Genomic DNA, 20346 nt, shown 5'->3' with positions numbered 1-20346 from the left:
CCATAAAAGAATGTGCCCTGAACAGGGCACTGAACGGTTACATCGGGTCGTTGCGGCGCAGCAGCTCTTCGGGCAAGTGTTCGATGTACTCGTCCTCGGCCGGCGGCATTTGCAGGTGGTAGCCCTGTTTGTCGAGGTTTTCCAGAACCACGGTGATGTCCTCGCGCGACAGCTTGCGCTCGGGCGTCAGTATCATCTCGAACGCAAGATGAGCCTTGCCGAAGGCGGCCATCAACGGCTCCGGCACGCGCTCCAGCGCATCGCTTTTGAGCACGTAGAGGTACATCCCGTCTTTTTTCAAGCTGCGATAAATGGAGCAAATACGTTTCAAGGCTGTTCTCCGGCAGTGGCCAGGCTGTCGAGCAGCGCCTGGCCCATCAACTCGCGGCGCCAGCCACGCAGCGAGTCTGGCAATGTATAAGGCCCATCGGGGTAGCCGCTCTTGACCAGGGCTTCGAGGGTTTTCTTGCGCAGCATCAGTTCCGGCGCCATCTCCAGGCGCTCGGCCTCGGCCTGGCCCAGGGCGCGCAGTTGCTTGATCAGCGCAGCGGCATCCACCGGCAACGGTTCGGCCACGGCGGGCGGCCACTGGTCCATCGACACGCTGGCGGCGCGTTTGATCAGGTCCAGCAGGAACTGGCCATCCTGACGCACGGTGCGCGGGTGCATGTCTTCGATCTTGCCCAACGCGGCGAGGTTATCCGGCTGAGACTTGGCCAGGGGCCACAACGAGTGCTCACGAATGATGCGGTTGCGCGGCAGGTCTCGGGCACGGGCCTGCTGTTCGCGCCAGGCGCACAGTTCGCGCAATACCGCGAGTTGGGCACGCGAGAGTTTCCACGCCAGCTTGGCGTCGCGGTACACCTCATACGGGTCGACTTCGCGGCGCAGGTTGGCCACCAGCTCGGCGCCGTCTTCCAGTACCCAGGCGTATTTGTCATCCGACAGCTGCGGGCGCAAGCGCACATAGACCTCGGCCAGGTGCACCGCGTCTTCGGCGGCATAGCTCACCTGCGTCTCGGACAATGGTCGCTGCAGCCAGTCCGAGCGGGTTTCGCCCTTGGGCAGTTCGATATCCAGCACGGCCTGCACCAGGCGCGAGTAGCCCATGGAGAAACCGAGGTTCAGGTAAGCCGCCGCCAATTGAGTGTCGAACAACGGCACCGGCAGGCTGCCGGTCAGACGCAGCAGCACTTCCAGGTCTTCGCTGCAGGCATGCACCACCTTGATCACCGCCGGGTTCTCCAGCAAGGCGGCCAAGGGTTGCCAGTTGTCGATGGTCAGGGGGTCGATCAGGTAAGCGCGAACGCCATCACCGATCTGGATCAGCCCGGCAATGGGATAAAAGGTGTCGACCCGCATGAATTCGGTGTCGAGGGCGACGAATGGCAACTGCTGCCATTCGGCGCAATGCTGGCCGAGGCTATCGTTGTCGCAGATCCAGTGAATATCGATGGCCACACGGCTCTCCCTTGAAGAATGGCGCGCAGTATATATCGCGAAAGGGGCTTGCGAGCATCCGCAGTGCACACACCTTCATGAAAACTCTGACAAGAGATGGAGAATAGTCCGACAGGCGGGAGTTAGCCCCTCTTACGCAAAACATAGACACGCCACAACTTGGAGCCCGGCAGGAACTCCTGGTGATGAAGGACTTTGAACCCGGCCTGGCGGAATTCGTCCTCCACCGGCGTGCGCGAGTTCACCGAGACAATCACCGTGTCGCGGCTGACACGGTGGAATTCGCGCAACAGCGCTATTCGCACGTCACTGCCGGGCACGTGACGAAACAGTTCCAGACAGAAAATACAGTCCACCGCGTTGGCCGACAGGCCGATGGAAAACGCCGAGCCCTGGAACGTTTTGACCCGCTTGAGCAACGCCGCCGGGTGATGGGTGCGCGCGTGGTCGAGCATGGCCTGGGAGTTGTCGGATGCCAGGATCACCCGGTTGACGTGTTCGGCCAACACGGGCCAAAACCGGCCGGAGCCACACGCCAGGTCGAGGATCAACCCAGGCTCACCGGCCACTTTCAACGCTTGGCGCACCAGCCGTTCATCGCGCCAGGCCGCCAGACGCTTGAGCAGCGCGGGCGGACGCGTGTCGCCGCAGACCTGGGCATGCTCGCGGTCACAGCGTTCGGCGAATTCAATCTCGATAGAGGATGGAGGTTGTGGCGACATTGCGGGCTCATGTGAGTGGAACGGTGGTGAACGACCTTGAACCGCAGCTTAACCACTGCAACGTGAAAAAAAGGTTGAAACCATGACGGCTATAAAACACCGGCGATCGACTGTGGGAGCTGGCTTGCCAGCTCCCACACAAAAGCAGCGCTTCGGTGTATCCAAATCTGCTGCCCGCGGATCACGCCTGATGCAGATACCAGCGCCAATCCTGCTCGCCCACCGCCCCCATGAACTGGCGATATTCCTCACGTTTCACCGCCAAATAGACGCCGAGGAATTCACTGCCAAACGCCTCCCGTGCCCAGCTTGAACCCTCCAGCGCACGCAAGGTGGTCAGCCAGTCGGTGGGCAGCAATGCATTGGCCTGGGCGTACCCGTTGCCTTCCACCGGCACACCGGGGTCGCGCTGTTCGCGAATGCCTCGGTGAATACCCGCCAGGATGGCAGCAGCGGCCAGGTATGGGTTGGCGTCGGCCCCGCAAATCCGGTGTTCGATATGCCGCGAATGAGCCGGCCCGCCCGGTACGCGCAGGCTGACGGTGCGGTTATCCACGCCCCAGGTGGCCGCCAGCGGCGCATAGCTGTTGGTCTGGAAACGCCGGTAGGAGTTGGCATTCGGGCAAAACATCAGCAGCGAATCGAGCAAAGTGCTGAGCATGCCGCCCACCGCCTGGCGCAGCAGCGGCGTGCCATCGGCGGCCTCACTGGCAAACAGGTTATTGCCCTGGGCATCCGCCAGGCTCACATGCATGTGCATGCCTGTGCCCGCCAGGTCATCGAATGGCTTGGCCATAAAGCAGGCGGTCATCCCGTGCTTATGCGCCACGCCCTTGACCAGGCGCTTGTAGCGCACCGCTTCGTCCATGGCTTGCAGGGCATCGGCGCGATGTTCCAGGGTGATTTCCACCTGGCCCGGCGCGTATTCGGAAATCGCCGTGCGCGCCGGAATGCCTTGCAGCTTGCAAGCGCTGTAGAGGTCGGCCAGGAACGGCTCGATCTGCTCCAGTTCACGCAGGCCGTACACTTGGGTGGAGCGTGGGCGATTGCCGTCAACATCCCGTGCCGGTTGCGGTCGGCCGTTGCTGTCGGGTTTCTGGTCGAGCAGGTAAAACTCCAACTCCGCCGCCATCACCGGGTAGTAACCGTCGGCCTTGAGCCCGTCGATCACCTTGGCCAACACATGCCGAGGGTCTGCCACGCTGGCCGGCAAGCCTTCAGTGGGGTGCATGCTGACTTGCACGGCGGCGGTCGGGATCAGGCGCCACGGCATGCGCTGCAAGCTGCCGCTGACCGGGTAGGCGCGGCAGTCGATATCGCCGACTTCCCACACCAGCCCTGAGTTTTCCACGTCGTCGCCGTTAATCGTCAGGCCCAGGATGGTGCTGGGCAACGGGCGGCCACTTTCATACACCGCCAACAGCTCATCACGGTGCAGCAACTTGCCGCGTGGTACGCCGTTGTTATCGAGGATAAACAGCTCGAACATTTCGATGTCCGGGTGCTGTTCAAGAAAAGACCGGGCTTCTTGCAGGCTGGCAAAAACACTCATGGGAACTCTCATACGTTTGCGTCAGGCAGGCGCACAGGCGCCGCCGGGCAGATGCGCACAGGTGTGCGTCATCCATGGGGCAGTCAACGCAAGAGCAAGGTATCCGGTGGGCGCGCGTGTCGGCAGTGGAACAAGGCCCAGAAGGCCAGCGCGGACGGCAGTGTCGCGAGGTGAGTGTCGGGAGAGCCGTCCATGGGAGATTCACAGTGAGGTAGATGCCCGGCAGCGTCACACGCGTGCAAAGGTTGTTCAATTGCGGGTTGACGGAGTTTGGTTGCGGCCTGGCTAAACAATTGCCATCCCCGCGTATAGCTGGAAATAATGGCGACCCGAGCATGCCCCAAGGATTCGACCGCATGAAAGCTCCCCTGGCCTTCTGTTTACTGGCAAGCGTGGCCACCCACGCCCTGGCCGATTCACGCCTGGACGAGGTGCTGCAAACCGGCACCCTCAGCGTCTGCACCACCGGCGACTACAAGCCCTACACGTCGTTGCGTGCCGATGGGCGCTACGAAGGCATTGATATCGCCATGGCCGAGTCCCTGGCCAAGAGCCTCAACGCCACCATCCAGTGGGTGCCCACCACCTGGAAAACCCTGATGCCGGACTTCCTCGCCCAACGCTGCGATATTGCGGTGGGCGGTATTTCGGTGTCGTTGGAACGTCAGAAAAAAGCCTTCTTCAGCCAGCCTCTTGGAGTAGACGGCAAGATCCCGCTGGTGCGTTGCGCCGATGTCCAGCGCTACCAGAGCGTCGAGCAGATCAACCAGCCGCAGGTACGCGTGATCGAGCCGGCGGGCGGCACCAACGAGGTGTTTGCCCGCGCCCACCTGGCCAAGGCGCAAATCCGCCTGCACGACAACGTGACGATTTTCGACGAACTGCTGGCGGGCAAGGCCGACGTGATGATCACCGACGCCAGCGAAGCGCGCTTCCAGCAAAAACAGAAGCCGGGGCTGTGTGCGGTCAACCCCGAGCGGCAGATGCAATACAGCGAAAAAGCCTTTTTGCTGCCCCGTGATGATGTGGCGTGGAAAAGCTATGTCGACCAGTGGCTGCACCTGAGCATGGCCACTGGGGTATATGACGGCATCGTCAATCAATGGCTGGCGGCGCCCTGAGCCGGAGCCGTCTACGCTGTGGTCACATCAACAATAATGAGGGATGGATAATGAAGGGACTCTTGCGACTCACCTGGCTGCTGCTGTTGGGTTTCAGTCAGGTGCACGCGGCCACCCAGGAAGAGGACGCCCAGGCCGCCAAGGCGTTGCTGGAAAAGGCCGTCACCTACTTTCAAAGCAACGGCGACAAGGCGTTCGCCGCGTTCAGCCGCCAAGGTGAGTTTATCGACCACGACCGCTACGTGTTCGTGGTTGATACCAAGGGTGTGTTGCTGGCCAGCGGCGGGCCCTCCTCGGCCTTGATCGGCCGCGATGTGTCCGAAGTGCTCGGGCCAGACCTGCAAGCCTCATTTAAACAGGCGCTGGCCGTGCCCGAAGGCCAGGGCATCCAACAAGCCGACTATCGCTGGCAGAACTGGAACGACGGCAAGGTTGAGCACAAGCATGTGTTTTATCAGCGCGTGGGCGAGCGCATCCTGGCGGTGGGTTACTACCTGCCACGGGCCACGCCGGAACAGGCCCGGGCGTTACGCAACAAGGCAGTGAATGCGCTGAACAAGGACGAAGCCGGCACGCTCAAGGCGATCAATTCATTGCAGGGCGGCTTTCTGCAGGATGATCTGTATGTGTTTGTGGTCGACCTGAACACCGGGCGCTATGTGGCGCACGGCACCAACCTGCGACTGATCAATACCGATTTTCGCAAGATCAAGGACCCGGATGGCAAGCCGGTGGGTGAGCCGATTCTTAAACTGATGGCCGAACAGGATCAGGGGGAATACAAGTACCGCTGGAAGAACCCGGTGACCGGCAAGGTTGAAAACAAGCATGCGTACGTGCGCAAGGCCGGGCATTTCATGGTGGCGGTTGGGTACTACAGCCCCTGAGTTGAATTGGAACACAATCCATTGTGGGAGCGGGCTTGCTCGCGAATGCGGCGTGTCAGTCAAAGATGCTTCAACTGAATCACCGCATTCGCGAGCAAGCCCGCTCCCACATTTGGATTTCTGTTATGTCAGTTATTTCGCTTTGTCTTCACGGCCACGCAGCACACGATTGGGCATCGCAATTGCCGCCGCCAACCCCAGCAACGACACCGCCGCACTCACCATCAGCAAATGCCGGAACGTCACCGCCAGTTCTCCGCGCAAGGCATCCTGTGCGGGCCCTGGCGCGGCGTTGAGGCCGTCGAGCAACACGTTGCCGGAACTGCCTTCAGCCCCCAGCGCGCCGCTGGCCAAATGCGCGAAGCTGGAATCCTGCAACAACGCCAGCAGCAGCGCCGACATGCACGCCACACCCACCGCCCCGCCCAACGAACGGAACAGGTTAGTGGTGCTGGTGGCCACGCCAATGTCGCGCTGTTCCACCGAGTTCTGCGTGCCCACCAGGGACGTCGGAAACTGCATCCCCGCCGCAATCCCGCACAGCAGCATAAACACCGCCGTTAGGGCCACGGCCTGCGGCGCGCTGTAGGCCATACCGAGAATCGCCAGCGGGCTCAAGCATGCGCCGGTCAGAATCATCGGTTTATAACGCCCGGTCACCGAGGTCATGCGTCCGGCGAAATAGGCACCCATCGGCAAGCCCATGGCCAACGGCAGTAAATGCAAGGCGGCGCTGTCTGCCCCCGAGCCGGTCACCGTCTGATAACGCAGCGGCATCAACACCGTCAGGGAAATCGCCTGGAAACTGGTGAAAAAAATCGTGCACCAGCACAGCACCGCGCTGCGGTTGGCGAACAGGTGCATCGGCAACAACGGCTCGCGCGCCCGACGTTCGTGCCACACGAACGCCGTCAAGGCCACCAGCGCGCAGGCCAGCAGCCCCAGCACTTGCTCGTCACGCCAATGATGGCCCTGGCCGATTTCGGTAATGCCCAGCAACAAGGCGGTCAGGCCGATGATCATCAGCACCGTGCCGAGGTAATCGATGATCGGCTTGCGCTGCGGCACCGGCAGGCCCACCAGTGTGCGGTGCGCCACATACCAGGCGCCGGCGCCCAGCGGCAGGTTGATCAAAAACACCCAGCGCCACGACAGGTATTCGGTCATGTACCCGCCCAGCACCGGCCCCGCCACACTGGCCACCGCGTACATGCTGCTGAAATAGCCCTGGTAACGCCCACGCTCGCGGGGCGGGATGATGTCGCCGATGATCGCCTGGCTGACCGAGATCATGCCGCCGGCGCCGATGCCCTGGAGAATCCGCGCCAGCACCAACTGCTCCATGCTTTGCGCCATGCCGCAGAACAGCGAGGCCAGGGTGAACACACCCATGCCGATCAACATCATCGGCCGACGCCCATACAAGTCGCCCAGCTTGCCGTAGATCGGCACGGCCACGGTCATCGCCACCATGTAGCCGGAGATCACCCAGGCCAGCAGGTTTACATCATGAAACTGCGCGGAAATCGCCGGCATCGACACCGCGACAATGGTCTGGTCCAGAGCGCCCAGAAAAATTGCCAGCATCAAGGCGGCGAGCACACTGCGAACGGCGGGAGCGGGTTGAGTGGGCTGAGCAGGCTGAGCGGGTGGGTTGAGGCGAGTCACGGCAGAACCTTCGAGCAAGGCCCGCAGGCAAGGAAGGGCCTGCGGGAATGCCGGATACGATAGCAGGCTACTCGATAGCTTCGTAAGGAAGCCCGACGTAATTTTCTGCGATGGTCTGGCGCCCCGCCTGTGAGTGGATGAAATACTCCAGCTCGCTCTGCGCAATGCGCTGGCTGAAGCCGTCGGCTTGCGGGAACTGGTGCAACATCGAGGTCATCCACCAGGAAAACCGCTCGGCTTTCCACACCCGGCGCAGGCAGATGGCCGAATATTTTTCCAGCAGGTCCACGCGGCCCTCGCGGTACACCTTGAGCATGATGCGAAACAGCGTGCTCACATCACTGGCCGCCAGGTTCAAGCCTTTGGCACCGGTGGGCGGCACGATATGCGCGGCGTCGCCGAGCAGGAACAGGCGCCCGTACTGCATCGGCTCCACTACGAAGCTGCGCAGCGGCGCGATGCTTTTCTCGATCGACGGCCCGGTCACCAGTTGCTCGGCCAACCGGCTGGGCAGGCGGGTTTTGAGCTCGGCCCAGAAACGCTCATCCGACCAATCATCCAGCGGCTCATCGACCGGCACCTGCAGGTAATAACGGCTGCGCGTCGGCGAGCGCATGCTGCATAACGCAAAGCCACGCGGATGTTTGGCATACACCAGTTCATCATGCACCGGCGGCGTATCGGCGAGGATGCCCAGCCAGCCGAACGGATAGACGCGTTCGAACACCTGCAACGCCTCAGCCGGAATCGCCTGGCGCGCCACCCCGTGGAAACCGTCGCACCCGGCGATGTAGTCGCAGTCCAGGCGAAAGGTTTCGCCGGCATGTTCGAAGGTGAGCCAGGGCCGATCAGTTTTAAGGTCATGGGGCTGCACGTCGCGTGCTTCGTACAGCGTGACGGCGCCGGCAGCCTCGCGGGCGGCCATCAAGTCGCGGGTGACCTCGGTCTGGCCGTAGATCATCACCGACTGCCCGCCGGTCAAGCCCTTGAGGTCGATATGGGTCAGTTGGCCATTAAGCGCCAACTCAAAGCCGTCATGCACCAGGCCTTCGGCGTCCATGCGTCGGCTCACGCCCGCCTCGCGCAGCAGGTCGACCATGCCTTGCTCCAGCACCCCGGCGCGGATGCGGCCTTGCACGTAATCGGCGCTCTGGCGCTCTAGAATCAGGGTCTGGATACCGGCGTTGTGCAGCAGTTGACCGAGCAGCAATCCGGAGGGACCGGCGCCAATAATGGCGACTTGGGTTTTTAGCGTTTTCATTATTTTTATGGCCCGCAAGCTTCACCCGAACGGATAGGGTGAAAGAGTTGTCATTCATCTTGTTGCTGATCATTTTTCACTTGAGTGGCCGCCATAAGAAGGTGAAAACTGAGACAAAGCCTGCGCTTTTTGCCAATTGGGGCGATTACCGCACCACTATCCTGAGTATCGGATTTAAACCATGACCAAAACTGCCAGTACCGCGATTCCGGTCTTCAAGCTTTACGGAGAAAGCCAGCAATGGCCGACCCCGGATTTGTTGCACTGTGAAACCATTTCCCGACGGAGCCGGGAATACCAGTGGGAAATCCAACCCCACCGGCACGCGGATCTGTGCCAGTTGCTGTACGTACACAGGGGCCAGGCACAGCTGGAAATCGAAGGCCAGCGCACCACACTCAGCGAAGCCACCTTGCAGGTGTTGCCGCCTTTGTGTGTGCACGGGTTTCGGTTTTCTGAAGATGTGGAAGGTTTTATCGTGACGCTGGCCGCGCCGCTGGTCAGCCATTTGCAGACCCAGCTGGGCGCAACGGTGGACGGTTTGCAAGCCCTGGGCAACTACCCGGCCGGCAAGGACAGCGACTATCTCAACAGCCTGTTCGCGCGCCTGCAGGACGAATACGCCGATGAACAACCGGCCCGCGACATGATGATGCACGCCCTGGTCAGCGTGCTGCTGGTGTGGATCAGCCGCCAGGCGATCCAGCGCCGCCATCCGCGCGCGCCGCGCGGGCGTGAATATTTCCGGCGCTTCACGCAGTTGGTCGAGCAGCATTACCGCGAGCACCCGAAGATTGAAGACCTGGCCCACAAGCTGGGTATCTCGGTCTCACACCTGAACGGCACGTGTCGGGAATTGGGTGGGCAGCCTGCCTTGCAGATCATGCATGACCGCCAGTTGCTGGAGGCCAAGCGCCTGCTGACCTATACCAGCATGACCATCAATGAGATGTCGGAGGTGTTGGGGTTTTCCGACCCGACCAACTTCTCCCGGCTGTTCCGTCGTCGGGTGGGGTTTTCGCCCAAGGCGTTTCGCGAGCAGCTGAAGGCCGATTGACGCGGGACGCGGAGCGTCCTGGGCTGCATTCCCACGCGGAGCGTGGGAACGATCATCCCACGGGGAGCGTGGGAACGATCATCTGAGCGCGCTGAAACTGCCGGTACGCGGCACACACAGATCCTGGTGGCAGCTGATCGCGAAGGTCGGCTGCATGCGGGTCTGTTCAACCCGGTAGGCAGCCGTGCCGTACAGCGCGGTGGCCAACGCGCACAGGATGAAAATCATCAGGTACTTTCTAATTTTTAGGGTCATGGCACACCTCTGAATAGATCGACTCGGTGCTGTTTAAAGCATAGGTCAGTCAGGGCGAGTTGCCATTATTGGGCGTCATTCAACATCTTTATGTCGGCTTTACAGACCGATATCCCACACCGGCTCTTCCGGGAACCGCAGCACCAGAAAATCCAGCAGGCTGCGCAGCGCCAACGGCATGTGTTTACGCGAGGCATACACGGCATAGACGTTCATTTGCTGCGGCTCGGCTTCGGGCAACAGCCGGGTCAATTCGCCACTGCGGATGTAGTCCCCCGCCTGATAACTGGGCAAACGCGCCACACCCGCGCCCGCCAGCGTCACACGCAACAGTGTGGTGGCCTCGTTGGCGGTGATATTGCCCTGAACCGCCACCGACACCGGCTCGCCGTTCTCGGTGAAGTGCCACAGGCTTTTGCCGAAATAGGAGTGGGTCAGGCAGTTGTGCTCGGCCAAGTCGTGGACTTGCCGAGGCTGCGGGTGTTCCAGCAGGTACGCCGGTGACGCGCAGATCACCGAACGGCACAGCGTGAGCTTGCGTGCGATCAGGTTGGGGTCCAGTTCAAAGCTGGTGCGGATGGCCAGATCGATGCGCTCATCCACCAGGTTCACTGTGCGGTCGAGCATCTGCAGGTCGATGCTGACCAACGGGAAGCGCTTGACGAATTCGGCCACGGCCTCCGCCAACTGCGCCTGGCCGAATGAGCTGCTGACACTCAGGCGCAACTGGCCGCGCGGCGCTTCATCCGGCTCACTGACGGCCGCCTGCATGTCATTGCACAGCTCGAGCATTTGCCGACAGCGCGGCAGGGTTTCACTGCCGGCGGCGGTGAGGCTGAGCTTGCGCGTGGTGCGATGCATCAGGCGCGCTCCGACCCAATCCTCAAGTTCAGCCAGATAGCGCGAGACCACCGGCCGCGACAGGTCCAACTGATCGGCGGCGGCGGACTGGCTGCCCAGGTCAACTACCGTGACAAACACCCGCATTGCTTGAAGACGATCCATGATTTGCACGCTTTTAGAAACAAACTATGTCCAAGCATCGCATTTTTTGTTGTGTTTGGTGCAACTAAGCTCTGTGCATCACTTACCTGCTGCTGGAGCTGCACATGATCTCGGTACTTAAACGATTTGCCCTGGCTTCGGCCGCTCTGGCGTTCGCTGCCCATGCTGCGGCTGCCGACCTGAAGCTGGACGCCTACAACCCAGGCACCTCGGCCATGATGCCGGTCAGCTCGGTGCTGGTCAGCGGTGAAAAAGACCTCATCCTGGTCAACGCCCAATTCGGCAAGGCCCAAGCCGAGCAACTGGTGCAGAAAATCCGCAGCAGCGGCAAACACCTCACCACCATCTACGTCAGCGACGGCGACCCGGACTTCTACTTCGGCCTCGACACCCTGACCGCCGCGTTCCCCGACGCCAAAGTGCTGGCGACCCAGCCGGTGGTGGACCATATCAAGGCCACCGTCGAGCAAAAAATCGCATTCTGGAGCCCGAAACTCGGCGCCGACAAGCCAAGCAAAGCCGTGATCCCGCAGGTGTTGCAGGGCCATACCCTGACGCTGGAAGGCAAAAGCCTGGAAGTGATCGGCCTGGACGGTCCGCAGCCGGAGCGCACCTTTGTGTGGATCCCGTCGATCAAGGCGGTCGTCGGTGGCGTCGTGGTGTTTGAAAACACCCACGTGTGGATGGCCGACACGCAAACCGCCAAATCCCACACCGACTGGCTGGCCACCTTGCAACGTATCCAGGACCTCAAGCCCACCACCGTGATCCCGGGCCACTACCTGGGCACACCGACCGTGCAGTCCGTGGCCTTTACCGCCGACTACATCAAGGCCTTCGATAGCGAGACCGCCAAGGCCAAGGACTCCGCTGCACTGATCGCGGCGATGAAAAAGCGCTACCCCAACCTTGAAGACGAAAGCAGCCTGGAACTGGGTGCCAAAGTTGCCAAGGGCGAAATGAAGTGGTGAATGGTTTTTAAACCCTAACGTACTGGAGAACGTCATGAGCAAGATTGCAATCATTGGTGCCACCGGCCGTGCCGGCAGCCAACTGCTGGAAGAAGCGCTGCGTCGTGGGCATACCGTTACGGCCATTGCGCGTAACACCGACACGCTGGCTGCACGCCCTGGCCTTAGCGTTAAAAAAGTCGATGCTCTTGATGCGGCTGCCTTGCAGCAAGCGGTGAGCGGCCACGACGTGGTGATCAGTGCGGCGCACTTCGCCACCCTGCCCGCCAGCGCTGTGATCGGCCCGGTTAAAAAGGCCGGTGTGAAACGCCTGCTGGTGGTGGGTGGTGCGGGCTCGTTATTGTTGCCAGGTGGCGGTCGAGTGATCGACAGCGAGGGTTTCCCGGCTGAATACAAAGCCGAAGCCAGCGCCGGTGCCGAGTTTCTCGACGTGCTGCGTCAGGAAAAAGAACTGGATTGGACCTTCCTGTCACCGTCGGCAGAGTTTGTTGAAACCGAGCGCACCGGCAAATTCCGTCTGGGCCAGGATGACCTGCTGGTGAGCGCCGAAGGCCGTAGCTGGATCAGTTTTGCCGACTTCGCCATCGCCCTGATCGACGAAGTGGAAACACCGAAGCACTCGCGTCAACGCTTCACCGTCGGTTACTGACCCTGTAATGATCGTTCCCACGCTCTGCGTGGGCATGCAGCCCCGGACGCTCCGCGTCCCGAAGCGTGACGCAGAGCGTCACCAGAGGCATTCCCACGCAGAGCGTGGGAACGATCATCGGTGGGCCTCGCTCACCAGCCACGCCATCAAAGCTTGCAGCCCAGCCGAAGGCTCAGTCCCCGGCGGGTACACCAGGTAATAGCCCATTCCCGTCGGCACCCGCAGTTCAAACGGCGTCGCCAATCGCCCGGCTTTCACATCCTCGCCCATCAACGCACTGTCGCCTATCGCCACGCCCGAGCCCTGGGACGCTACCGTCATGGCCAGGTCCAGCGTTTCGAAATGATGCCCCGTAGCCAGGTTGCTCAGCCGCGTATTCGCCGCCTTTAACCACAACGCCCAATCCCGCTCGTCCCGCGTGGGGTGCAGCAGCACCTGTTGTTGCAGGTCTGCCGGGGTGTGCAGACCGCCGAGCAACGCCGGTGCGCAGACTGGCGTGAGTTGCTCATCAAACAGGTGCCGTGCCTCGGCCGACTGCTCGGCGATGGGCGCATAAATCACCGCCGCGTCAAATTGCTCGCGACGAAAGTCCACGGTGTAGGCCACGGTGGTAGTCAGCTCAACCGGCACATCCGGGCGCTCCTTTTGCCACTGCATCAGGCGCGGCAGCAACCAGCGCATCACGCAGGTGGAGGCCTTGAGTTGCAGGGTCGCGCGGCGGCTGCCGATCTGCTCCACCGCATCACCGATCAGGCCGAATACCTGCTGGGCACGCAACGACCATTCGCGGCCTTCTTCGGTCAGGCTCAAGCCGCGCGCCTGGCGCTGAAACAGGGCGTAACCCAGATGGCTTTCCAGCCCGGCAATCTGACGGCTCACCGCGCCTTGGGTGATGTGCAGTTGTTCGGCGGCGCGGGTGAAATTGCAGCACTGGGCGGTGACCCAAAACGTGTGCAGCGCGGGCAGTGGCGGAAGGCGTTTCATTGGGGTAAGCCATGACGTGGGAACATGGCTAGTATGACTTTTTATCGATTGTTGCCGCTATGGGCCAGCCGCTCCAATAGCGCCTCGAATCCATAACACGAGCGACACCTATGGCGACCTGCGGCGAAGTATTGGTCAACCTCCTGGAGAGCTACGGCGTGGACCAGGTGTTCGGCATTCCCGGTGTGCACACCGTGGAGCTGTATCGGGGCCTGGCGCGTTCCGGCATCCGCCATGTCACACCGCGTCACGAACAGGGCGCCGGTTTCATGGCCGACGGGTATGCACGCACCCGCGGCAAACCTGGCGTGTGCTTCATCATCACCGGCCCGGGCATGACCAATATCACCACCGCCATGGGCCAGGCCTATGCCGACTCGATCCCGATGCTGGTGATTTCCAGCGTGCAGTCGCGCAGCCAATTGGGCGGCGGGCGCGGCAAATTGCATGAGCTGCCGAACCAGAGCGCGATGATCGCCGGCGTGGCGGCGTTCTCCCATACCTTGATGTCGGCGGCCGAGTTGCCTGGCGTGTTGGCGCGGGCGTTTGCGTTATTCCAGGCGGGGCGACCGCGCCCGGTGCATATCGAGATCCCGCTGGATGTGCTGGTGGAAAATGCCGATGCATTGCTCACCAGCCTGCCGGTCAGCGTCGCCCGCGCAGGCGCAGCGCCGTCGGCGGTCAAGCAGATGAGCCAGTTGCTCGCCGTGGCCAAGCGCCCGCTGATTCTGGCCGGTGGCGGTGCCATCGATGCCGCGCCAGAGCTGACGCGCCTGGCTGAAACCCTCGGCGCGCCGGTGGCACTGACCATCAATGCCAAAGGCATGTTGCCATCAACGCACCCGCTGCTGATCGGCTCGACGCAAACCCTGGTCGCCACCCGTGCGCTGGTCGCAGAAGCCGACGTGGTGCTGGCCATCGGCACAGAACTGGCGGAAACCGACTACGACGTGACCTTCGCCGGTGGCTTCCTGATCCCCGGCGCACTGTTGCGGGTCGACATCGACGCCGACCAGACCGTACGCAATTACCCGCCGCACGTGGCACTGGTGGCCGATGCGCAGATGGCCGCCGAAGCCTTGCTCACCGAATTGAATAACACGCCGCTGGCTGCACGCGACAGTAGCTGGGGCAGCCAACGAGTAGCCCGCTTGTGGGCCGATTTGACGCCCACCTGGGACGCGGCCACCCGCGCACAAACCCTGTTCCTCAACACCGTGCTGCAAGCGCTGCCCAACGCCGTGCTGGTGGGCGACTCCACCCAGCCGGTGTACAGCGGCAACCTGACCCTGAACCTTGACCACCCACGCCGCTGGTTCAACTCGTCCACCGGCTACGGCACCTTGGGTTACGCCCTGCCCGCCGCCATCGGTGCCTGGCTGGGCCGAGGTGACGGCCAGCCGGTGGTGTGCCTGATCGGCGACGGCGGCCTGCAATTTTCCCTGCCGGAACTGACCAGCGCGGTGGAAGCGCAGGTGCCGGTCATCGTGCTGCTGTGGAATAACCAGGGCTATGAAGAGATCAAGAAATACATGCTCAACCGCGCCATCGAGCCGGTCGGTGTGGACATCTACACCCCGGACTTTATCGGCGTCGCCAAGGCCTTGGGTTGCGCTGCGGAAAGTATCCAGGGCATCGAGCCCTTGCGCGGCGCGTTGCGCGCCGCCGCAGATCGCCAGGGGCCGACACTGATTGAAATCAACCAAGGGCTTTGGATGCAGGCGGTGGCGGTATGAGCGCAGTCTTGAACGGTGTGTTTATCAATGGCCAATGGCGCGCAGGCCATGAAGTGCTGGAGGTGATCAACCCGGCCACCGAAGCGACCCTGGCTCACGTCAGCGTGGGCGATGCCTCGGCAGTACAATTGGCGGTCGACGCGGCCAGCGCGGCTTTTGTCGATTGGTCGAACAGCAGCGGCCGTGATCGCGGCGCCCTGCTGCGCAAGGTCGCCCATGGTGTGAGTAAGCAGCGTGAACAGCTGATGCAGTTGCAGTCGAGCAACAACGGCAAGCCGCTGTTTGAAGCGGGTATCGATGTGGATGACGTGATCGCCACCTTCGAGTACTACGCGGGGATCTGCGATGCGATGGACGCAGGACAAGACAGCCCGGTGGCCTTGCCCAGCGACGATTTCAGCGCACGCCTGCGCCGCGAACCCTGCGGCGTGGTGGGCCTGATTGTGCCGTGGAATTTCCCGATGGTGACCACCGCCTGGAAGCTTGCCCCCGCATTGGCGGCCGGTTGCTGCGTGGTGCTCAAGCCGTCGGAAGTCACGCCCCTGGCGGAGTTGCGATTGGCGCGGATTATTGCTGAGGCCGGCTTCCCGGCGGGTGTGTTTAACCTGGTGTGTGGCACGGGGCTGGCAGTCGGTGCGCCGCTGGCTGCGGACCGTCGCGTGGCGAAAATTTCCTTTACCGGCAGCAATGCGGTGGGCGTGCAGGTGATGCAGCGCGCCGCCGAAACCATTAAGGGTGTGAGCCTGGAACTGGGCGGCAAATCCTCGTTGCTGGTGCTGGCCGATGCAGACCTCGACCTGGCAGTGGAACTGGCCTGTGGCGGTGGCTTTTTCAACGCAGGGCAGATCTGTTCGGCCACCAGTCGCGTGTTGGTGGCCGACAACCTGGCGGATGAATTCCTGCAGCGTTTGCAGGCACGGGCTGAAGGAATTCGCGTGGCGGACCCGTTTGCCAAGGATGTAGAGATGGGCGCGCTGATCAACCGTGCGCAGTATCAGCGGGTGCTGGGGCATATCCAGCGCGGCATCGATGAGGGCGCGCGGTTGTTGTGCGGCGGCGCTCGCCCGGAGGGCCTGGAAAAAGGCTTTTTCATTCGCCCGACGGTGTTTACCGACGTGCCGCCGGGCAGCGCCTTGTGGAACGAAGAGATCTTTGGTCCGGTGCTGTGCGTACGACGTTTTGCCACCGAGGCCGAGGCCATCGCCCTGGCCAACGACAGCGACTTCGGCCTGGTCGCCAGCGTGGTGAGCGCCAACATCGACACCGCCGAACGCGTGGCCAATGCCTTGCAGGCGGGCCTGGTGTGGATCAACGCACCGCAAGTGATCTTCCCGCAGACGGCGTGGGGCGGCTACAAGCAGAGCAGTATCGGCCGCGAACTGGGGCCGTGGGGGTTGGCGGCGTTTCAGGAGATCAAGCATGTGATTCGCGCGAGTTGACACCACGGTCCCCTGTGGGAACGATCAGTCATCTTCAGCCCGCAACCCCTCGATCGGCTGTGGCCTGGTGGTCACTGTGCTGATCGTCACACGCTTGAACCCAAAGCATTACAGCCGACATATCCACTGACGTCGTATTGCCAACATTTTATGTCCCACACCAAACATAGAAACGCCCTACAGCGCTTTCTATTGGTACGACCGTTCCGTTAAGCTTTTGCCAGTCTTGTACTGAGTTCGGTACAAAGGGTTTACGGACGAAACCGATGCTAAACAGTAACTTGCTCAGAAAGCTTGATATGCAGGACTTGATGGTGTTTATCGCCGTCTATGACCAGAGCAGCGTTACCGAGGTGTCCGAGACGCTGTTCGTGAGCCAGTCAACCGTGAGCTACAGCCTGAAGAAGCTGCGCACCAGTTTTGAGGATGAGCTGTTTATCAACACGCGGGCCGGCATGCGCCCGACGTACAAGGCCACCACCATGTACGGGCACGTGCAGAAGATTCTGGAAAGTATCAACCTGTGCCATGCCGGCAGCCAGGCCTTCGACCCGACGCAGCAGGCGGTGACCTTCAATGTCTGTGCCCCGGAATATTTCGATCAGTTGATTTTGCCGCGCCTGTTGAAGCACTTCGACCGAGCCGACCTGCCGGTGAGCGTCAATGTGCAAAAACTTGAAACCGAGATGCCTGCCAATGACCTGCGTGAAGGCCGCCTCGACCTGGTGATCTGTTTCGGCCCGCACCTTCACAGCACCCACAAAGACTTCAAGACCCAGATGCTGTTGGAAGACGATTTGGTGTGCGTGTTCGATAAACGTTCGAGCCCGCGCGAGCCGGCTTTTAGCTTGCAATCGTTTGTCGAACGACGCCACGTGTTCCCCACGCCCTGGACTTGCGACACCAACATGATTGACGGCTGGCTGGCACGCCAGGCTTACAAGCGCCAGGTGATTGCGCGTGCCAACAGCTACAGCGCCGCCTTGAAGATGATCAGCGGCACCGACTTTATCGTCACCCTGCCGCGTCGCGTGCAAAAGCTGCTGGCCCCGGCCACCGTGTTCGGCCATTGCGAAGCGCCGAACGGGTTGCCGGGTTTTACCCTGGACATGCAGTGGAATGAAGCCAGTGGCCAGGACAGCGCCAATACCTGGTTTCGGGAGCAGATCGTCAAGGTGTGCGCCGATCAGAGCTTGTTGTAACCCTTAGCCGATTGCGACTTTGCTGTAGGAATCACGATCCATGTCCAGCAACTGGACACTGAGTTGAACCTGCAAATCGGCCGGCCACTCAGCGGCGTCCTGCAGGGCCGCCAACAGGCTTTCCGACAACTGCTGCTTGACCTGCGGTGAGCGCCCGCTGAGCAGCGAGAGCTTTAGCGCAATAAAACCGCGCGGGCTGAGGGAGGTGCCCACCTGGAAACTCTCGACCTTGATTGCACGGCTCTTGATATCGAACTCTGAACCGAACTGCCCGGACGCCATCAGCACGTTGTTCAGGCGCAGCAGGGTTTTCTCGACGGCAAGGCCGGTCAGGTTGGCGGTGTATTCCAGGTGCAGGTGCGGCATGAAAAGCTCCGAGTGGGCTTGAAAAGAAACCTACATATAGCATGCAGTTGAACGAAGTCAGACCGATTTCAATTTGAAATTTCGATCAGCCCTCGCAGCGAAGGATTTTCCCGGAACGCCACGATCACTAACACCCCGGGACACAGCGCCTTGAAGGCTTATCTCAAGATTTTTCCGTGAGGACCGGCAAGCTGTCGCGCTCACTCATGAACGCCTCCAGCCGTGAACGCATCCAGCGTTCGGCAGGGTCGGTGTCGACGTGGCTGAGCCAGACCATGGACAGGTCCAGGGTCGGGGTTTCGAACGGGAACGGCTCACAGAACAGATTGCCGCCGGCGGCCATGGCATGGGCGGTGTAATCCGGCAGGCTGGCGATCATGTCGGTGCCGGCGAGCAGCGCCGGCAATGCACTGTATTGCGGCACCGACAGCACCACGTGGCGCTTGCGACCAATCTCGGCCAGCCACTCATCGGCAAACCCGGACACGTTGGCGGTGTGAGACACCAGCACATGAGGGCGCGCGCAATATTCATCGAGGGTCAGCGGTGTGTCCGAGGCATCGGCACGCAACAGGCAGGGGCGGATATGCCGCAACAACTTGCGCTTGGCATTGGCCGGCAGGCCGCGTGTCTGGGTGATGCCCACGGTGATATCGCCGGAAGCCAGCAGGTCGGGGATGCGCCAGTAATCGACGTGCTGCACCACGAACACCACCAACGGCGCTTCCTGGCGCAAGGCCCGCAACAGCGGCGGCAGCAGGCCGAATTCGACGTCATCGGACAGGCCGATGCGGAAGGTCATGGTGCTTTGGGTCGGGTCGAAATCATGGGTCAGGCTCAAGGCCGACGACAATGAGTCCAGGGCCGGCGACAAGTGCTGGATGATCTCTTCGGCCCGCGCGGTGGGCTCCATGCGGTGACCGACGCGAATAAACAGCGGGTCGTTGAACAAGGTGCGCAAGCGGTTGAGGGCCGAACTGATGGTTGGCTGGCCGAGAAACAGTTTCTCTGCCACCCGCGTCACATTGCGCTCGAGCATCAGTGCTTCGAAGACCACCATCAGGTTGATGTCGGCCTTGCGTAATTCATTGCGATTCATCGGCGCCTGCCCCTTTCCCCAAGACAAGCCGCAGTTTAGAAAGCCCGGCGGGCTGCGTCTATGTGAACACTGTTCATCCGGCGCCTTTGGGACTATAAATCAGCGCTTGAAGGTCAAAGGATCGCCATCGTGCTGGTCATTATTGGCTTAGCCATAGCGTGGGTTTGTCTGTCGCCGTGCTGGTGCCTTGACCGGTTACTTTTCAGCAAGGAGTGCCTGTCTTGAAATTCGCCTACACCATCATCTATGTGCCTGACGTTGCCGCGTCACTGGCTTTCTTTGAAACAGCCTTCGGTTTCAGTCGCCGTTTCCTGCATGAATCCGGCACTTATGGCGAGCTGGAAACGGGTGACACTACGCTGTCGTTCGCTGCGCATGAACTGGGCGAAATGAACTTCGACGGCGGGCACGTCGAGGCGCACACCTCTAGACAGCCGCTGGGGATGGAAGTGGGGTTTGTCACCGAGGATGTATTCGTCGCCCACGCCAAGGCGCTGCTGCACGGCGCGAAGGAGCTGTCGCCACCGAGCACCAAGCCCTGGGGGCAAGTGGTGTCTTATGTGCGCTGCCCGGATGGCACGCTGGTGGAGTTGTGTACGCCGATCGTGGGCTGAACACAGATCTCATGTGGGAGCGGGCTTGCTCGCGAATACGGTGTATCAGTCAACACTTCAGTGGCTGACACACCGAATTCGCGAGCAAGCCCGCTCCCACATTTGGACCGAGTACGCTTTTAATCAGGGTTTGAGCGGCCGCTCCTGATCGCGCTCGGACAGCTCGGTGCCGTCGTCCGGGTGTTTCCAGGTCTGCGGCTTGTCTTCTTCGCGCTGCCGCCGGGCCTGCTCGTGCTCCGGCTCGTCCTGACGTTTGTGCTCGTCACCCATACGCACCTCCCTTCCATAAGAAATTGG

General features: G+C 61.5%; 21 protein-coding genes. 9 read left to right on the top strand and 12 right to left on the bottom strand.

What is annotated here, in order from left to right:
- Positions 1-37 precede the first annotated feature (37 nt).
- From BFP92_RS08630 to BFP92_RS08615, 4 genes are all read right to left on the bottom strand, one after another.
- Positions 38-331 (bottom strand): YcgL domain-containing protein, encoded by a 294-nt coding sequence (locus BFP92_RS08630; RefSeq protein ID WP_056857316.1) that lies wholly within the window; start codon positions 329-331, stop codon positions 38-40.
- Entirely contained in the window at positions 328-1461 is a 1134-nt protein-coding gene (gene rnd, locus BFP92_RS08625) for a ribonuclease D (protein ID WP_056857317.1), read from the bottom strand. The genes BFP92_RS08630 and rnd overlap by 4 nt, the downstream gene beginning before the upstream one ends.
- A gap of 122 nt (positions 1462-1583) precedes the next feature.
- Positions 1584-2183: a class I SAM-dependent methyltransferase gene (locus tag BFP92_RS08620; protein WP_065929151.1), complete on the bottom strand. Its 600-nt coding sequence runs from the start codon at positions 2181-2183 to the stop codon at positions 1584-1586.
- A gap of 181 nt (positions 2184-2364) precedes the next feature.
- The gene (locus BFP92_RS08615; RefSeq protein WP_065929150.1) at positions 2365-3735 is read right to left on the bottom strand and encodes a glutamine synthetase family protein; all 1371 of its coding nucleotides are present in this window, start codon (positions 3733-3735) and stop codon (positions 2365-2367) included.
- A 356-nt stretch (positions 3736-4091) separates the two neighbouring features.
- On the opposite strand from BFP92_RS08615, the gene BFP92_RS08610 reads away from it, so the two are divergent.
- Both BFP92_RS08610 and BFP92_RS08605 read left to right on the top strand, forming a co-directional pair.
- The gene (locus BFP92_RS08610; RefSeq protein ID WP_065929149.1) at positions 4092-4856 is read left to right on the top strand and encodes a transporter substrate-binding domain-containing protein; all 765 of its coding nucleotides are present in this window, start codon (positions 4092-4094) and stop codon (positions 4854-4856) included.
- A gap of 50 nt (positions 4857-4906) precedes the next feature.
- Complete coding sequence (locus tag BFP92_RS08605; RefSeq protein WP_065929148.1) at positions 4907-5743, top strand: cache domain-containing protein; 837 nt, start codon at positions 4907-4909, stop codon at positions 5741-5743.
- 132 nt (positions 5744-5875) lie between these two features.
- Here BFP92_RS08605 and BFP92_RS08600 read toward each other — a convergent pair whose 3' ends face one another.
- Together BFP92_RS08600 and pobA are read right to left on the bottom strand one after the other, a co-directional pair.
- Positions 5876-7330 (bottom strand): MDR family MFS transporter, encoded by a 1455-nt coding sequence (locus tag BFP92_RS08600; RefSeq protein WP_236371456.1) that lies wholly within the window; start codon positions 7328-7330, stop codon positions 5876-5878.
- 148 nt (positions 7331-7478) lie between these two features.
- Entirely contained in the window at positions 7479-8672 is a 1194-nt protein-coding gene (gene pobA / locus BFP92_RS08595) for a 4-hydroxybenzoate 3-monooxygenase (RefSeq protein WP_065929146.1), read from the bottom strand.
- Positions 8673-8853: 181 nt separating this feature from the next.
- Here pobA and BFP92_RS08590 point away from each other — a divergent pair, with 181 nt between their 5' ends.
- The gene (locus tag BFP92_RS08590) at positions 8854-9729 is read left to right on the top strand and encodes a helix-turn-helix domain-containing protein (RefSeq protein ID WP_065929145.1); all 876 of its coding nucleotides are present in this window, start codon (positions 8854-8856) and stop codon (positions 9727-9729) included.
- 78 nt (positions 9730-9807) lie between these two features.
- Here BFP92_RS08590 and BFP92_RS31695 read toward each other — a convergent pair whose 3' ends face one another.
- Entirely contained in the window at positions 9808-9984 is a 177-nt protein-coding gene (locus tag BFP92_RS31695) for a hypothetical protein (RefSeq protein ID WP_017137373.1), read from the bottom strand.
- 99 nt (positions 9985-10083) lie between these two features.
- Positions 10084-10989, bottom strand: coding sequence for a LysR family transcriptional regulator (locus BFP92_RS08585; protein WP_056857325.1), 906 nt, complete (start codon positions 10987-10989; stop codon positions 10084-10086).
- A 104-nt stretch (positions 10990-11093) separates the two neighbouring features.
- Here BFP92_RS08585 and BFP92_RS08580 point away from each other — a divergent pair, with 104 nt between their 5' ends.
- Together BFP92_RS08580 and BFP92_RS08575 are read left to right on the top strand one after the other, a co-directional pair.
- Positions 11094-11960: an MBL fold metallo-hydrolase gene (locus tag BFP92_RS08580; RefSeq protein WP_065929144.1), complete on the top strand. Its 867-nt coding sequence runs from the start codon at positions 11094-11096 to the stop codon at positions 11958-11960.
- Positions 11961-11994: 34 nt separating this feature from the next.
- Positions 11995-12609 carry an NAD(P)-dependent oxidoreductase gene (locus BFP92_RS08575; RefSeq protein WP_065929143.1) on the top strand — a complete coding sequence of 205 codons (615 nt, stop codon included), beginning with the start codon at positions 11995-11997 and terminating at the stop codon, positions 12607-12609.
- A 114-nt stretch (positions 12610-12723) separates the two neighbouring features.
- On the opposite strand, the gene BFP92_RS08570 is transcribed toward BFP92_RS08575, so the two are convergent.
- Entirely contained in the window at positions 12724-13593 is an 870-nt protein-coding gene (locus BFP92_RS08570) for a LysR substrate-binding domain-containing protein (protein WP_065929142.1), read from the bottom strand.
- A 110-nt stretch (positions 13594-13703) separates the two neighbouring features.
- Here BFP92_RS08570 and BFP92_RS08565 point away from each other — a divergent pair, with 110 nt between their 5' ends.
- The 3 genes from BFP92_RS08565 to BFP92_RS08555 all read left to right on the top strand — a co-directional run bounded on the left by BFP92_RS08565 (position 13704) and on the right by BFP92_RS08555 (position 17970).
- A complete protein-coding gene (locus BFP92_RS08565; RefSeq protein WP_065929141.1) occupies positions 13704-15329 on the top strand; it encodes a 5-guanidino-2-oxopentanoate decarboxylase in 1626 nt (541 codons plus the stop codon).
- Positions 15326-16768 (top strand): aldehyde dehydrogenase family protein, encoded by a 1443-nt coding sequence (locus BFP92_RS08560; protein WP_065929140.1) that lies wholly within the window; start codon positions 15326-15328, stop codon positions 16766-16768. The genes BFP92_RS08565 and BFP92_RS08560 overlap by 4 nt, the downstream gene beginning before the upstream one ends.
- Positions 16769-17034: 266 nt before the next feature.
- Positions 17035-17970, top strand: a complete 936-nt coding sequence (locus BFP92_RS08555) for a LysR family transcriptional regulator (RefSeq protein ID WP_065929139.1) — start codon at positions 17035-17037, stop codon at positions 17968-17970.
- 3 nt (positions 17971-17973) lie between these two features.
- Here the strand turns inward: BFP92_RS08555 and BFP92_RS08550 are convergent, their stop codons facing one another.
- On the bottom strand, positions 17974-18336 hold the full coding sequence (locus BFP92_RS08550) for a 5-carboxymethyl-2-hydroxymuconate Delta-isomerase (RefSeq protein ID WP_058419580.1): 363 nt from the start codon (positions 18334-18336) through the stop codon (positions 17974-17976).
- A 163-nt stretch (positions 18337-18499) separates the two neighbouring features.
- Positions 18500-19435 carry a LysR substrate-binding domain-containing protein gene (locus BFP92_RS08545; protein WP_065929138.1) on the bottom strand — a complete coding sequence of 312 codons (936 nt, stop codon included), beginning with the start codon at positions 19433-19435 and terminating at the stop codon, positions 18500-18502.
- A gap of 221 nt (positions 19436-19656) precedes the next feature.
- Between BFP92_RS08545 and BFP92_RS08540 the strand changes: the two genes are divergently transcribed.
- Positions 19657-20049, top strand: a complete 393-nt coding sequence (locus tag BFP92_RS08540; RefSeq protein WP_065929137.1) for a VOC family protein — start codon at positions 19657-19659, stop codon at positions 20047-20049.
- 123 nt (positions 20050-20172) lie between these two features.
- Here BFP92_RS08540 and BFP92_RS31690 read toward each other — a convergent pair whose 3' ends face one another.
- Complete coding sequence (locus BFP92_RS31690) at positions 20173-20319, bottom strand: hypothetical protein (RefSeq protein WP_017137360.1); 147 nt, start codon at positions 20317-20319, stop codon at positions 20173-20175.
- Positions 20320-20346: the final 27 nt, after the last annotated feature.

Source organism: Pseudomonas sp. 58 R 3 (genome assembly GCF_900006605.1).
GTDB classification, from domain to species: Bacteria; Pseudomonadota; Gammaproteobacteria; order Pseudomonadales; family Pseudomonadaceae; genus Aquipseudomonas; species Aquipseudomonas salomonii.
This window is presented reverse-complemented; position numbering and strand designations above follow the sequence as displayed.